12 protein-coding genes, 1 tRNA gene and 1 pseudogene are annotated in these 14,315 nt (G+C 37.7%); 11 read left to right on the top strand and 3 right to left on the bottom strand.

Features of this window, described 5'->3' with window-relative positions; all coding sequences use genetic code 11:
• From B3C16_RS11450 to mgtE, 5 genes are all read left to right on the top strand, one after another.
• Window positions 1-583, top strand: a 583-nt coding sequence (locus tag B3C16_RS11450) for an aminoacyl--tRNA ligase-related protein (RefSeq protein ID WP_349680462.1), incomplete at its 5' end; no start/stop codon positions are given.
• Window positions 584-751: 168 nt separating this feature from the next.
• Window positions 752-2,530, top strand: coding sequence for a tetratricopeptide repeat protein (locus B3C16_RS11455; protein WP_291131810.1), 1,779 nt, complete (start codon window positions 752-754; stop codon window positions 2,528-2,530).
• Window positions 2,531-2,595: 65 nt separating this feature from the next.
• Window positions 2,596-2,907, top strand: coding sequence for a DUF4286 family protein (locus B3C16_RS11460; RefSeq protein ID WP_291131812.1), 312 nt, complete (start codon window positions 2,596-2,598; stop codon window positions 2,905-2,907).
• Between the two features lie 85 nt (window positions 2,908-2,992).
• Entirely contained in the window at window positions 2,993-3,772 is a 780-nt protein-coding gene (rsmA, locus tag B3C16_RS11465; protein ID WP_121312411.1) for a 16S rRNA (adenine(1518)-N(6)/adenine(1519)-N(6))-dimethyltransferase RsmA, read from the top strand.
• A complete protein-coding gene (gene mgtE, locus B3C16_RS11470) occupies window positions 3,762-5,114 on the top strand; it encodes a magnesium transporter (RefSeq protein ID WP_291131815.1) in 1,353 nt (450 codons plus the stop codon). The genes rsmA and mgtE overlap by 11 nt, the downstream gene beginning before the upstream one ends.
• A 144-nt stretch (window positions 5,115-5,258) precedes the next feature.
• Here mgtE and B3C16_RS11475 read toward each other — a convergent pair.
• Window positions 5,259-5,338: transfer RNA gene (locus tag B3C16_RS11475), tRNA-Leu, on the bottom strand.
• Between the two features lie 313 nt (window positions 5,339-5,651).
• Between B3C16_RS11475 and B3C16_RS11480 the strand changes: the two genes are divergently transcribed.
• The 3 genes from B3C16_RS11480 to pth all read left to right on the top strand — a co-directional run bounded on the left by B3C16_RS11480 (window position 5,652) and on the right by pth (window position 7,942).
• Entirely contained in the window at window positions 5,652-6,593 is a 942-nt protein-coding gene (locus B3C16_RS11480) for a ribose-phosphate pyrophosphokinase (protein ID WP_121312409.1), read from the top strand.
• A 38-nt stretch (window positions 6,594-6,631) separates the two neighbouring features.
• The gene (locus B3C16_RS11485) at window positions 6,632-7,240 is read left to right on the top strand and encodes a 50S ribosomal protein L25/general stress protein Ctc (RefSeq protein WP_121312408.1); all 609 of its coding nucleotides are present in this window, start codon (window positions 6,632-6,634) and stop codon (window positions 7,238-7,240) included.
• Between the two features lie 135 nt (window positions 7,241-7,375).
• A complete protein-coding gene (gene pth / locus B3C16_RS11490) occupies window positions 7,376-7,942 on the top strand; it encodes an aminoacyl-tRNA hydrolase (RefSeq protein WP_291131818.1) in 567 nt (188 codons plus the stop codon).
• 47 nt (window positions 7,943-7,989) lie between these two features.
• On the opposite strand, the gene B3C16_RS11495 is transcribed toward pth, so the two are convergent.
• Together B3C16_RS11495 and B3C16_RS11500 are read right to left on the bottom strand one after the other, a co-directional pair.
• Window positions 7,990-9,261, bottom strand: coding sequence for a zinc-dependent metalloprotease (locus tag B3C16_RS11495; protein ID WP_291131820.1), 1,272 nt, complete (start codon window positions 9,259-9,261; stop codon window positions 7,990-7,992).
• Between the two features lie 94 nt (window positions 9,262-9,355).
• On the bottom strand, window positions 9,356-12,028 hold the full coding sequence (locus B3C16_RS11500; protein WP_291131823.1) for a reprolysin-like metallopeptidase: 2,673 nt from the start codon (window positions 12,026-12,028) through the stop codon (window positions 9,356-9,358).
• A 375-nt stretch (window positions 12,029-12,403) separates the two neighbouring features.
• On the opposite strand from B3C16_RS11500, the gene B3C16_RS11505 reads away from it, so the two are divergent.
• From B3C16_RS11505 to B3C16_RS11515, 3 genes and pseudogenes are all read left to right on the top strand, one after another.
• Window positions 12,404-13,333, top strand: a complete 930-nt coding sequence (locus B3C16_RS11505) for a bifunctional riboflavin kinase/FAD synthetase (RefSeq protein ID WP_121312404.1) — start codon at window positions 12,404-12,406, stop codon at window positions 13,331-13,333.
• 124 nt (window positions 13,334-13,457) lie between these two features.
• Window positions 13,458-13,898, top strand: a complete 441-nt coding sequence (locus B3C16_RS11510; protein ID WP_121312403.1) for a hypothetical protein — start codon at window positions 13,458-13,460, stop codon at window positions 13,896-13,898.
• Between the two features lie 78 nt (window positions 13,899-13,976).
• Window positions 13,977-14,315 (top strand): annotated as a pseudogene (locus tag B3C16_RS11515) (biotin synthase); the annotation flags it as partial.

Genomic DNA, 14,315 nt, shown 5'->3' on the forward strand with positions numbered 1-14,315 from the left:
AATTCCAACTGCTGAAGTTCCGGTAACGAATTTGTTCCGCGATGTGATTTTGCAGGAAAGTGAATTGCCGGTTTTGTGCACAGGTTATACACCGTGTTTCCGTCGCGAAGCCGGTTCTTATGGTGCGCACGTTCGTGGTTTGAACCGTTTGCACCAATTTGACAAAGTAGAAATCGTTCGTGTTGAACATCCTGATAACTCTTACCAAGCCTTAGACGGTATGGTAGAACACGTAAAAGGAATTCTTCAGGAATTGAAATTACCCTATAGAATTCTTCGCCTTTGCGGAGGCGATATGAGTTTTGCTTCAGCATTGACTTATGACTTTGAAGTATTTTCAACAGCGCAAGACCGATGGCTAGAAATCTCTTCGGTATCTAATTTTGAAACTTTCCAAGCCAATCGTTTGAAATTGCGTTTCAAAGGAAAAGACGGAAAAACCCAATTGGCACACACCCTAAATGGAAGTTCATTGGCTTTACCTAGAGTTTTAGCTGGAATCATAGAAAATTACCAAACGCCGGAAGGTATTGTAATTCCGGAAGTTTTACGTCCTTACACTGGTTTTGATATCATTAACTAAATAGTTAATCTTTAGCAAACAATGTACTAACGGAGCACAAAAAGTGTTACTTTAGTACATTGTTCGTTTAATTTGAAACATGAAATGAGCATTCCGAAAATTTGATTCCAAATGAAACACCATTTATGCGAATTACATTTGACCTTTGAAAAACAATAGAATTTACAAATGAAAAAAATTCTCTCTATCTTATTCTTATTCCTTTCGCTTTGGGCTTCGGCTCAAAACGAGCAATTGGCCAATAATTATTTTGACCGAGGTGAATTTGAAAAAGCCTTAGTGAGCTATGAAGAACTGCTGAAAGCACAACAAGGCAACTCCAATTATTTCCAAAAAGTAATTGAGTGTTACCAACAACTGCAACAATTTGACAAAGCCGAAAAAGCCATACAAGAAAGGCTCGACAAATACAAACAGAGTAGTCTTTTAATCGAATTGGGTTTTAATTTTCAGTTGCAAAAAAACCAAGAGAAAGCCAACAAACAGTACAATCAGGCGATTGACAGAATCAAAAAAAATGCCAACGAAGCTTATGGATTGGCTTACACATTCGAAAGAAAAGCTTTGTTTGATTATGCGCTTTTGGCTTATAAAACCGCTTTGGAAATCGACCCTAGATTGAGTTTCAACTTCCAGATGGCGATGCTTTACGGACAAAAAGGCGAAACCGATTTGATGATTGAAACTTATTTAATGGAAGCCAATCTAAATCCGCAAAACTTGCCGATTATCCAAAACCAATTATCGCGTTTTATGACGGAAGATGGTGATGAAAATTTCAACAATTCTTTGAAAAAAGCCTTGCTCATCAGAACACAAAAAACACAAGATGTGTTTTGGAATGATTTCTTAAGTTGGTATTTTGTGCAACAGAAAGAATATGGAAAAGCCTTTATCCAGCAAAAAGCCATTTACAAAAGAAACCCCGAATCTTTTGGAAACATCGTCAATTTGGGCGAAATGGCGATAGAAGATAACGACCAAGATTCCGCGAAAGAAATTTTGACTTTTGTTTTAGAAAATACTAACGATTTAGAACTGTTGATTCAGGCACATTCTTATTTGATGGAGATGAAAATTGATCATGCCACCGATAAAGATTATGTCGCCATTACTGCCGAATTGGATCAATTGATTAAGGAATTTGGCGTAAGCCCATACACTTTATCTTTGTTGGAATTGAAAGCAGATTTCACGGCTTTTCACCTCAACAATCCCGAAAAAGCGAAAGCAATTTTGAAAAATGCCATGGAAATGCCATTGAACCGCTACCAAACCGCAGCCATCAAAATGCAATTGGCCGATATTCTTTTACTGGAAGAAAAATACAACCAGGCGTTGATTTATTATTCTCAGGTAGGCGAAGACATGGGCGGTGATATTACCGGGCAGGAAGCGCAATTAAAAACTGCCAAAACCAGTTATTTTAAAGGTGATTTTGAATGGGCAACACACCAATTAAAAGTGCTCAAATCGGCTGCTTCACAATTGATTGCCAATGATGCTTTAGATTTGTTCTTACTCATCAGCGACAATACCGTAGAAGATTCGACTCAAATAGCATTAAAGAAATTTGCCCGCGCTGATTTTTTGTTGTACCAAAATAAAAAAGCGGAATCTTTGGCGCAATTCCAACTGATTTTAAAAGAACACAAAGGCGAAGAAATCGAACCGGTGACTTTATTACGCATTGGTAAAACCTACGAAAAAATGGGCGATTTCACCAAAGCTTTGGAAAACTATAATGCCATTGTAACCCATCACAAAGAATGCATTTACATAGATGAAGCGCTTTACTATTCGGCGGAGATTTACAATACCAATTTGAGTGATGTCGAAAAAGCCAAACCACTTTATGAAGAAATCATCTTCAAACACGAAGACAGTATTTTCTTTGTCGACTCGCGGAATAAATACCGAAAACTTCGCGGAGACACTAATTTATAGTGGTCAGTGTTCAGTAGTTAGTGTTCAGTCTCCATTTAATTCCAATTTATAAATTTTAAACAATCATGATTTTATATAACGTTACCATTAACATACACGAAAGCGTTCACGACCAATGGATGCGATGGATGCAGGAAAAACACATCAAAGATGTTTTGGCTACCGGAAAATTTTCTTCGGCACGAATGGTAAAAGTCTTAATTGAAGAAGAAATGGGCGGCACGACTTATTCCATACAATACACTACCGACAGCAAAGAAACCCTGCAAAAATATTATGATGAAGATGCGCCAAGATTGAGAGAAGAAGGACATCGCCTTTTTGGAGACAAAATGCTGGCTTTCAGAACAGAATTGGAATTGATTTCTGATCATTAACAGACTAATTTAGACTTCTTAGACTAGCTTAGACTTCTTAAAAAAAAGTCTAACAATCTAACAATCTAACAATCTAATAATCTAAATGAACCAAGTAAAAGCCAAAAAACACCTCGGACAACATTTCTTAACCGACGAAAGCATAGCCAAAGACATAGCCGACACGCTGAATCTGGAAGGCTATGACAACGTATTAGAAATCGGGCCGGGTATGGGTGTTTTGACCAAATATCTTTTGGAAAGACCGACCACGACTTATGTGATTGAAATTGATACCGAATCGGTAGCCTATTTGAATGCGCATTATCCAAAATTGGAAGGGAAAATCATTTCCAAAGACTTTTTAAAATATAACATTAACGAAGTTTTTGAAGGCAAACCTTTTGCCATCACCGGAAACTTCCCTTATAACATTTCGTCCCAAATTGTTTTCAAATGTTTGGAATTACGCGAACAAGTTCCCGAGTTTTCGGGTATGTTCCAAAAAGAAGTCGCCGAAAGAATTTGTTCCAAAAAAGGCAGCAAAGTCTACGGAATTCTGTCTGTACTGGTTCAAGCTTTTTATGAAGCCGAATATTTGTTTACCGTTCACGAACACGTTTTTAATCCGCCACCCAAAGTAAAATCAGGTGTTTTACGCTTGCGCCGAAAAACGGATTTCCATTTGCCTTGCAACGAAAAATTATTCTTTAGCGTTGTCAAAACCGGTTTTCAACAACGCCGAAAAACACTTCGAAACAGTCTAAAATCGTTTAACCTTTCGGATAATTTAAAAGAAGACACTATCTTTGACCTCCGTCCGGAACAATTGACTGTAGAACAGTTCATAGAACTTACTCAAAAAATAGAAGCCAATGCAGTTTAAAATCAGCAAAGAACTCTTAGCGCAAATCGAGCAACTCATTCACGACAAGAACGACCGAGAATTGGAAGTATTGTTGAATGACATGCACCATGCCGATATCGCAGAGATTTTTGAGGAACTGGAAACTGCCGAAGCCACTTATATTTTTAAAATCCTGGACAGTGAAATCACCGCTGAAATTCTTCCCGAATTGGAAGACGATTTGCGTGAAAAAATCCTTAAAGGCCTTTCTGCCAAAGAAATTGCAGAAGAACTTGACGAGTTAGACACGGATGATGCGGCAGATATTATTGCCGAACTTTCGCAAAGCAAAAAAGAAGAAGTAATCTCGGAATTAGAAGACGTTGAACACGCCAAAGACATTGTCGATTTGTTGCGTTACGACGAAGATAGTGCCGGTGGTTTGATGGGAAAAGAGTTGGTCAAAGTCAATGAAAATTGGAACGTACTGACTTGTGTCAAAGAAATGCGAATTCAAGCGGAACATGTGACTCGTGTACATTCGATTTATGTGGTTGATGATGAAAATAGATTGAAAGGAAGGTTGTCTTTAAAAGATTTATTGACCACTTCTACCAAAACGCCTATCAGCGAAGTGTATATCAAAAAAGTAGATTATGTTCGAGTAGACATGCCCAACACGGATGTCGCTCGTATCATGCAAAAATATGACTTGGAAGCCATTCCCGTAGTCGATGAAATGGGCAGGTTGGTCGGTAGAATTACCATTGATGATATCGTAGACGTAATTAAAGAAGAAGCCGATAAAGATTACCAATTAGCAGCCGGTATCTCGCAAGACGTAGAAGCGGATGACAGTATTCTCGACTTAACAAGAGCGCGTTTGCCTTGGTTGGTTTTGGCTTTGTTTGGTGGTTTTATCAGCGTTAGAGTCTTAGGTTTATTCGAAGGTGCGATGGCGAATCACGGGAATTTATTCTTTTTCACACCACTAATTGCCGCAATGGCGGGTAATGTTGGCGTACAATCCTCGGCTATTATTGTGCAAGGTTTGGCCAATCAATCGATCAGCGGTTCGCTTTGGAATCGTTTGATTAAAGAAGTGTCTTTGAGTTTACTCAACGGCGTTATCTTGGCCACCATCCTATTCGTAGGAAGTCATTTCCTGTTGAATGTAGAATTGATTATCGGAGAGATTGTCACCATTGCGTTGGTTTCAGTAATTATCATTGCTTCGCTTATCGGAACTTTTGTGCCATTATTACTGCACCGATTTAATATTGATCCCGCTTTGGCGACCGGACCGTTCATTACCACCAGCAATGATATCTGTGGAATTTTGATTTACTTTTCGATTGCTAAATTGATTTTAGGGTTTTGATTTTTTAGGAGCAGCACTTCCAGCTTCTTTTCACTAATCCTCCCGCCATCCGCACTACGCGGTAGTTTGCTCCTGTCGGGGCTATTTAGACAATATTTCTTTCTTACACTAAATAAAAAAACCTCTCATTACTGAGAGGTTTTGTACCCGGAGTGGGAATCGAACCCACACTCCTAAGAACACGAGTTTGAGTCGTGCGCGTCTACCAATTCCGCCATCCGGGCATTACCTTTTGGATTTTGCTATTTAATTTTTAGAAAAAAATTATTAAATAAGTCGCCATCCGGACGTCATTTTTACCAATTCGGCTAAAAGACTTTGGTGTTTTGTGGGTGCAAATGTAAAAAAAAATTCTTCATACAATCAAAAAAATACTTAAAAATATCCTTTCAGAGTCGGATTTAATTTCTAAATTTGCACCTCGGTAAAACGAACAACAACTAACTAACTACACCCGAGGCAATTAATACCTGAAGTTTAGACAGACGTCAAAGCAGAATTGTATGTAGCGCAGCGGAGTAACAACAACTAATTACAATGTCGCATTTAGAACCCGAAGCAAAAATATTTGCCTGTTCACAAAGCGTTCATCTGGCCGAACAAATAGCTACTAACTATGGGATTCCGCTGGGGAAAGTTACGTTCTCAAAATATAGTGATGGCGAGTTTCAACCTTCTTTTGAAGAATCAATAAGAGGATTACGCGTTTTTATTGTCTGTTCCACTTTTCCAAGTGCCGACAATTTAATGGAGCTTTTGTTAATGATTGATGCAGCGAAAAGAGCATCAGCACGACACATTACTCCGGTAATACCTTACTTTGGTTGGGCAAGACAAGATCGTAAAGACAAACCAAGAGTTCCGATTGGAGCCAAGTTAGTAGCCAAATTATTGGAAACTGCCGGCGCCACCAGAATCATGACTATGGATTTACATGCTGATCAGATTCAAGGGTTTTTTGAAAAACCGGTGGATCACTTGTTTGCTTCGACTATCTTTTTACCGTATGTAAAGAGTTTGCAGTTAGAAAATCTAACGATTGCTTCTCCGGATATGGGCGGTTCCAAAAGAGCTTATGCTTATTCTAAGTTTTTAGAATCAGATGTGGTGATTTGTTATAAGCAAAGAAAAATCGCCAACGTCATTGACACAATGGAATTGATTGGAGAGGTAAAAGGCAGAAATGTGATTTTGGTTGACGATATGATCGACACCGGAGGAACCTTAGCCAAAGCGGCGGATTTGATGATGGAGAAAGGCGCAATTAGCGTAAGAGCGATATGTACCCATGCTATCCTTTCGGGAGAAGCGTATGAAAAAATAGAGAACTCTAAATTATTGGAGTTGATTGTTACCGATTCTATTCCGTTAAAGAAGGAATCAAACAAAATAAAAGTGGTGAGTTGTGCGCCGCTGTTTGCAGAAGTAATGCACATGGTGCAACACAACAATTCCATCAGCGGTAAATTCCTGATGTAATTCAATTAAGTATTTTTTATTAACTATATATTTTTACAATGAAATCGATTACGATTAAAGGACAAGAAAGAGAAAGCGTAGGCAAAAAAGCTACTAAAGCCTTACGTGATGCTGGAATGGTCCCTTGCGTTATTTACGGAGGAACTACACCACAGCATTTTGCAGCAGAAGAAAAAGCATTCAAAGGCTTGGTTTACACTCCAAACGCACACACTGTTGTAGTTGATTTGGCTGGAAAAACATCCAATGTTATTCTTCAAGACATTCAGTTTCACCCGGTATCTGACAAAATTTTACACATTGATTTCTTTCAATTAAATGATAGCAAAGAAATCACTATGGAAGTTCCCGTGAAAGTGGTTGGAACATCACCAGGTGTATTGTTAGGTGGTGATTTACGTTTGAACACCAGAAGATTAAAAGTGAAAGCTTTGCCAAAAAATCTTCCTGATTTTGTTGAAGCTAACATCTCTGAATTGCAAATGGGTAACAAATTGTATGTTACTAAATTAGAAGCTAAAAACTTCAAATTGATGCACCCGGATAACACTGTGGTTGCTCAAGTGAAGATTTCACGTGCTGCTATGAAAGCCGCTCAAGAAGCAGCAAAAGCAGCAAAAGCTCCGGCAAAAGGAAAGAAAAAATAATTTTCAACACCTTATACCTAAAAGCATCAGTTCACACTGGTGCTTTTTTTATGAAATCAAATTAGCTACTTTTACGCTATGAAATGGTTGACCAAATTATTTACCCCTAATACAACTTCTGAAAAAATACCAGAAATGAAGAAATACCTCATCGTCGGACTAGGAAACATCGGTGCCGAATATGTAAATACACGCCACAATATTGGCTTCAAAATTTTGGATTATGTGGCCCAAAAAGAAAGCTTGTCTTTTGAAACCGCCAAACTAGGAACGATTACTGAATACAATATTAAAGGCAGAAAGCTAATTCTGTTGAAACCCAATACCTATATGAATTTGAGCGGCAAAGCGGTTCAATATTGGATGGACAAAGAAAACATCGCCAAAGAAAACGTCTTGGTCATTACTGATGATTTAAATTTGCCTTTTGGCACCATCAGAATCAAAGCCAAAGGCAGCGATGGTGGTCACAATGGGTTAAAAAACATCCAACTGATTTTAAACTCCTCGGAATATCCGCGTTTTCGTTTTGGAATCAGCGATGAGTTTAAAAAAGGGCAACAAGTAGATTATGTGTTAGGCGAATGGAACGAAGAAGAAAAAGCCAAACTTCCGGAACGATTTGTCATCTCCAAAGAAATCATAGAATCCTTTGTTCTTGCAGGCTTAAACAACACCATGAATAGCTTTAACGGAAAATAAAAAAAGCTATCATTTCTGATAGCTTTTTTTATTGATATAGTACTAAATTACTCAATCACAATTTTCTTGGTTATTACTAAACCATTATCACTTTTGATATTGATAAAGTAAATGCCGCTACTGGTATTTTCTAAATTAATAGTCTGAACTAAAGCAGAAGTCAATTCAAAGTTGTTGTCATAAATAATTTGACCTGCGATATCATAAACCTCTACAGCATAACTATTGGTTAATTCTTTGAACTCTATAGTAAAACTTCCTTTACTTGGGTTTGGGTATACCTTGAAATTACTTGACAAAACTTCATTGTTTGATAAAGCAGTAGTTGAAAACTGACTGGCTATAGCATTATAATAAGCTCTCATTCTGTTTTCTTGTCCTAAAGTAAACATGTACATACAAGCATCATCCACATAATCCATGTAGTTCATTGTAAGCGCTAACTGTTCGAATGAACAACTTCCAACCTCACCAGCGGTTAGACAGCCATAAGACTCTTCAGCTACCTCAGGCGTATCACAAACTCTATCTCCTTGCGTATTACAATTGGTATTAGTACTACAAGTACCATTGTTGAACGTATGATTTAAATTAAAGAAATGCCCTAACTCATGCGTTAGTGTTCTACCTAAATTAAAAGGTGCTGCAGGAACATAACCGGTACAACCGGCACCAGAACCAAAACAAAATCTATTAATCACAACTGTTTGACCCGAACCAGGCGATCCACCAAGCGGAGAATATCCTAAAATTGAACTCCCTTCATTTCTCACCACTAAGTTCATATAACCTGCCCAAGTAGCATCTGAATCAGCACCGCTTAAGAAATCTGTACCAAAAGTTATGGCTAAATCTCCGTTATTCAATCCGGTTCCTGCCGGATGGTTTTCTGTAGCCAATTCAAACTGAACCCCTAGATTACCAATAGAAATACCCGGATAAAAATCGGTATCACCTTCAGTAAAATTGACAATGTCTGCATTAGCTGCATTGTAATCGGCATTTAAAATATTGATTTGGTTTTGTGCCAAAGCTCTTAAACAAGTTTTCACCGCTTCAGTAGCTGTTCCGGCAGAAGGATAATGAACTGCAACGGGAATTCTAATCGCTTGAACATTATTAACAGCGTTACTATTTCTGTTAAGTGAGGACTGTTTTTGAAGTTCAACTTCAAACTTGGCTTGTTGTTGAAGATACAACTGTTTAGCAGCAGGATCATTCATAATCTGTTGCATGTATTGCTGCATTCCACAGGTTCTTTGTTGGGCAAAGCCAATTTGAACTAAAGCCAACAACAGCAAGGAGAATTTTAATTTCATTTAGTGTTTTTTTATTATTTATACATTTTAAGCTCAAAAAGGAGAAAGTTTCACAACTCTCTCCTTTTGAAACTATTTTAAATTCATTTTTAACTTATTCAACAGCTATTCTTTTTACTACTTTTCTGTTACCATCAGTAACGTTCAATAAGTAAATACCTGATTGGGCATTATTCAACTGAATGCTTTCGTTAAACATACCTTGGTTCGTATAAGTATTTTCGAATATTTTTCTACCTCTCATATCATAAACATCAATCTTTGTTTCCTCTGAAGTTGGGTTGTCAAATTGAACGGTAAAGTTTCCGTTGTTTGGATTTGGATATACTGTTAAATCAGCAATATCAAATTGTTCATTACCCAATGTACATCCAAAATCAATTCCCCAAGAGGTAATGGAACCCGTATCACCATTATAAAAATCCTGAACGGTCAACGTCCAAACTCCGTTAGATGGCTTTCCGTTAAAAGCGGCTAAAGCTTGAGCTGGACTGTATGTTCCTGTTGTTGGGCTGGCACAAACCGGCGCAGGAGAACCATCAGCAAAAATAACACTCATTCCTGTTCTTTGTGGATTGTTACAGGTTCTGTTCCATAGGTTAATTTCTGTACCGTCAGGGTGTTTCAGTTTAACTACTAAATCCCCAATCCAAGTATGACCTGTACTGAAAGAAGCCTTCATATTGTCAATTGTAACACTATTTGGAAAATTGATAGTACGAACTGATGCGGCACCAGGGTTATTAGCTCCTAATCCGTCAGCTATTGCTGCACCCGGAGCTTCATTACCTACATTACAATCATATCCTAAAGAAATATTATTAGATACGGCATAAAATATATTACCAACAGATTCAATTAATAATTTACTGTTTAATGCCGGAACAGAAGGCATTGTTATAGCTTCTGAACCATCATTTGGAGTATTTGCTACTAAGGTTGTGAATGTAGCGCCATTGTCTGTTGTCAATAAGATATTAACGTTTGCAGTGTTCATACCGTTTGCAGTTGTACCGGCTACATTCCAAGTAATGGTTTGCGTTGATCCTAATGGCCATGAAGTTGGTGTACTTGGATTTGTGAATTCAAAGGCTCCACTAATGTCAACTACATTAACTGTGGTTTGTGCTGTATTTGTTTGTCCACCGCCAAGAACGTTATCTCTAACAGTTAAGGTAAATGCTAATGATCTTGGTACCGTTGAAACCGTTTCCCATGGATTGACTAAATTACCGTTTAACACATCAGAAAAAGCTGGCATATAACGAAACGAATCAACACTTGGCACAACAGATCTGAAATTAGGTCCGTCTGTTTTGGTAGGAGAAGGTAATGAAGGTACGGCACCTATTATTGTGGCATCATTGTTTTGCTCCCAAGTATAAGTTAGTATTTCCCCAACAGTTCCTGTTCCTGATCCAGTTAATTTAAAAGCAGTTCCCACCGGAATTGTATAACTGGTACCTGACACAGCTACTGTAGGTCTAGGGTTTGTTGCAACAATACTGGTACTTACCGGACAAGTCTTACCCGCTAAATTATTTTGTATTTGAAGAATACTTCTATAAGTAAAATAATCGTCTGAATTGGCTTGCATATCTGTTCCACTTCCTCCAATTCCGGCATAAGCCATCACAGTAGAACCACTACCCGGCTCAACATTTACCGCATTGTTTTCATTAAAGTTGATTCCGCCATGAGCGAAGGTATGGTTAGCTCCCATTTGGTGTCCCATTTCGTGAGCTACATAATCAATATCAAAAGTATCTCCCATTGGAACTCCATCAGCAGGTGAAGTATACCCGCTTCCTTTGCTAGCATCAACACAAACACAACCTATACAACCGGCACTTCCACCGCCTCCTGTTGCGCCAAACAAATGACCAATATCATAATTAGCAGCACCTACATAAGTTACATTGTTTAATGTTGCTTGTAACTGAGCATTCCAGTTATTCATTCCTGAGGCAGCTGAGTATGGGTCAGTGGTAGCGTTAGTAAATACAACATTGGAGTTATTAGCAATAATAATTAATTTAACCGCTAAATCTCTTTCAAAAACACCGTTACAACGAGTCATTGTAGCATTCATAGCCGCTAAAGCTCCGGCAACAGTACCTCCGTGATAAGCCGCATATTCCCCTGTACAAGATAAAGCCAAACGCATGGTTTTATAAGACTGATTGTTTGCCATAACTACATTACCATTTCTTTGCAAGTTATTAGTCAACGCTACGTCATCTGTAGAACATACAAAAGGCAATTGACCAGGCGTTCTTGTTTTTGAGTCAAAAACAACATAAACTGATCTGTCTTTAGTGTAAGGCTCAATAAATTCAGAACCTAAACCTGCTCTGAATATCATTGTTTGAATGCCTGAAGGCGCAAAACTAAAATTTAAAGTAGCAGCAGGATCGGTAATTCCTTTTCCAACATAAGCTCTGATTTCAGGAAAATTAGCTTGTAATTCCGGCGCAAAGTTTGAGGATTCCCAAACCATAAACTTTTCTAGTTTTCCGCTGATATTTGGAATTGAAATTTCTACTCCAGGAAGTCCTGTAGCTATATCCTTAACGTTTGCTAATAATTGTTTGAATTCAACTGAATTGAATTGTAGTAATTTTTGGTTTTCAGAGTACTGGATTTCTCTTACCTTTTCAGAAGCAACTGTTTTGTCGCTGCTTAGTAGCTGCCAAGGCGAATTGCTTTGAGCATAAACCTGGCCTATTGAGAAAACCAAAATGACTAATAAGTAATGTTTTTTCATGGTGTTTTTTGGATTTTTTAAAAAGTAGCCAAAGATAATTATCTTTCAATAGATTACAAATTACAAAGCCCTTTTTTTGAAAGATTTCAATTTAAATTTAACATAAAGTTGGTTATTTCCATTTTTTTAACAGTCTATTGCCTAATATTTTCATAGCGTTATCGTTAAAACAAAACACTTCCTCAAACCTTATTCTCTTTAATTACGAAAAAACAACCACTAAGGTTCAACTTAAATAGTACTATTTAAGCAAAACAATTTCAATTTGCCCGAATTGATTTAGCTCAATACTTCCGATTTTCCGCATTAAAGGCTTAAAAATTATTGTATTTAATTTGTAAAACATATTTTTGCAGTATTACATTTATTTACTTCTTGAAAATAGTTCATTCCATACAATCTTTTGTTGCCCATAAACCTACCATAGTTACTATCGGTACTTTTGACGGCGTTCATTTGGGGCACCAAAAAATATTGGACCAAATTATTTCCGGTGCCAAAGCTCAAGATTGCGAGAGTTTAGTCCTGACATTTTTCCCACATCCGCGAATGGTGCTTCAGGAAGGAACCGAAATGAAACAACTCAACACGCTCAACGAAAAGATAGCTTTGCTAGAAAGCTTAGGCATTGACCATCTCGTGGTTCATCCTTTTGACAAAGATTTTTCAAGATTGACCGCTGAGGATTTTGTCAAACACGTTTTGGTAGATACTTTTAAATTAAAAAAAATCATCATTGGCCACGACCATCGCTTTGGCAGAAACAGAACTGCTGACATCAATGATTTGACCGAATTCGGGAACACTTTTGGTTTTGAAGTGGAACAAATTTCAGCTCAGGAACTCAATGACGTTTCTATTAGTTCTACTAAAATCAGAACTGCTTTAAGCGAAGGCAATATCGAATTGGCCAACGACTATTTAGGCTATAACTATTCCTTAACCGGCAAAGTTTCCAAAGGCAAACAACTCGGAAGAACCATTGGTTATCCAACAGCCAACATCCATATTGAAGAAGATTACAAACTGATTCCGGAAAACGGCGTTTATATTGCTAAAAGTGTGATTGACCAAAAAACGGTTTATGGCATGATGAACATCGGTAATCGCCCAACAGTTGACGGCACTACACTGAGCATAGAAATCAATTACTTCGATTTTGACCAAGACCTTTATGACCAAACCATAACCGTTTCCCTTTTAAAACGCATGCGTGACGAACAAAAGTTCGAGTCTTTAGACGCGCTCAAAAACCAATTAGCCTTAGACCAATCGACCGCAGTAGACTATATCAAGCAACTGTAAAAAATTTAAATTTGTCTTTATTTTTTTAAAGCAAAACTTTCTTTTCTGTTAAATAATTACTATTTCTAAGATAATTTCTTAAATTTGATAGACACTTTTTGATTACTCACTTAAATCTATCACGATGAAACTGCCAAAAGAACTACTAAACGGGATTTTAATCTTCGTTGGAATTGCCATCTACTTTTTTATCATGGAATTTTTCGGGCTATCAAATATCTTATTCCTGAGAGCTTTTAATGCTGCTTTTGTATTTTTTGGTGTCGCCCGAACCATAAAATCAAACATCAAAGAAAGAAAAACAGGCTATGTTTCTAATCTTCTTTCTGCCGGAATAACCGCCATCATCGGGGTTTTGCTCAGCGTCGCCGGATTGCTCACTTATATTTACGTTAGAGGCGGCAATGCATACATTGACAATCTATCTGAAGAATTTTTATTTGGCGGAGAACCAACTGCTAATGAATATTGCATTGGGGTTTTATTTGAAGGAATTGCCTCAGCTGTTATCATGGTTTTTGTGGCGATGCAGTTTTGGAGAAAAGATTTTGCTGCCAACAAATAATTATAGCGTAATCCAATAATCACTTATTGGTACTTAATTACAAATTGACTACTTTTGGTGCAATATAAAATAGCACCTATGAGTATTACAAAACACAACTGGACCAAAGACGAAATCATTGCTATATACAACAAACCGTTGATGGATTTGCTTTACGAAGCGGCTTCCATTCACCGTGAGCATCATGATCCAAACGTGGTTCAGGTTTCCACTTTACTTTCGATAAAAACTGGCGGTTGTCCCGAAGATTGTGGCTACTGTCCGCAAGCGGCTCGCTATCATACGGATATAACCGGAAACGATTTAATGACCGTAAGCCAAGTAAAAGCACAAGCTTTGAGAGCCAAATCCAGCGGTTCTTCTAGAGTTTGTATGGGTGCTGCGTGGCGTAATGTAAAAGACGGCGAAGAGTTTGAC

Origin of the sequence: Flavobacterium sp. UBA7682, assembly GCF_002482945.1 — a bacterium.
In the GTDB taxonomy this organism is placed as follows: domain Bacteria; phylum Bacteroidota; class Bacteroidia; order Flavobacteriales; family Flavobacteriaceae; genus Flavobacterium.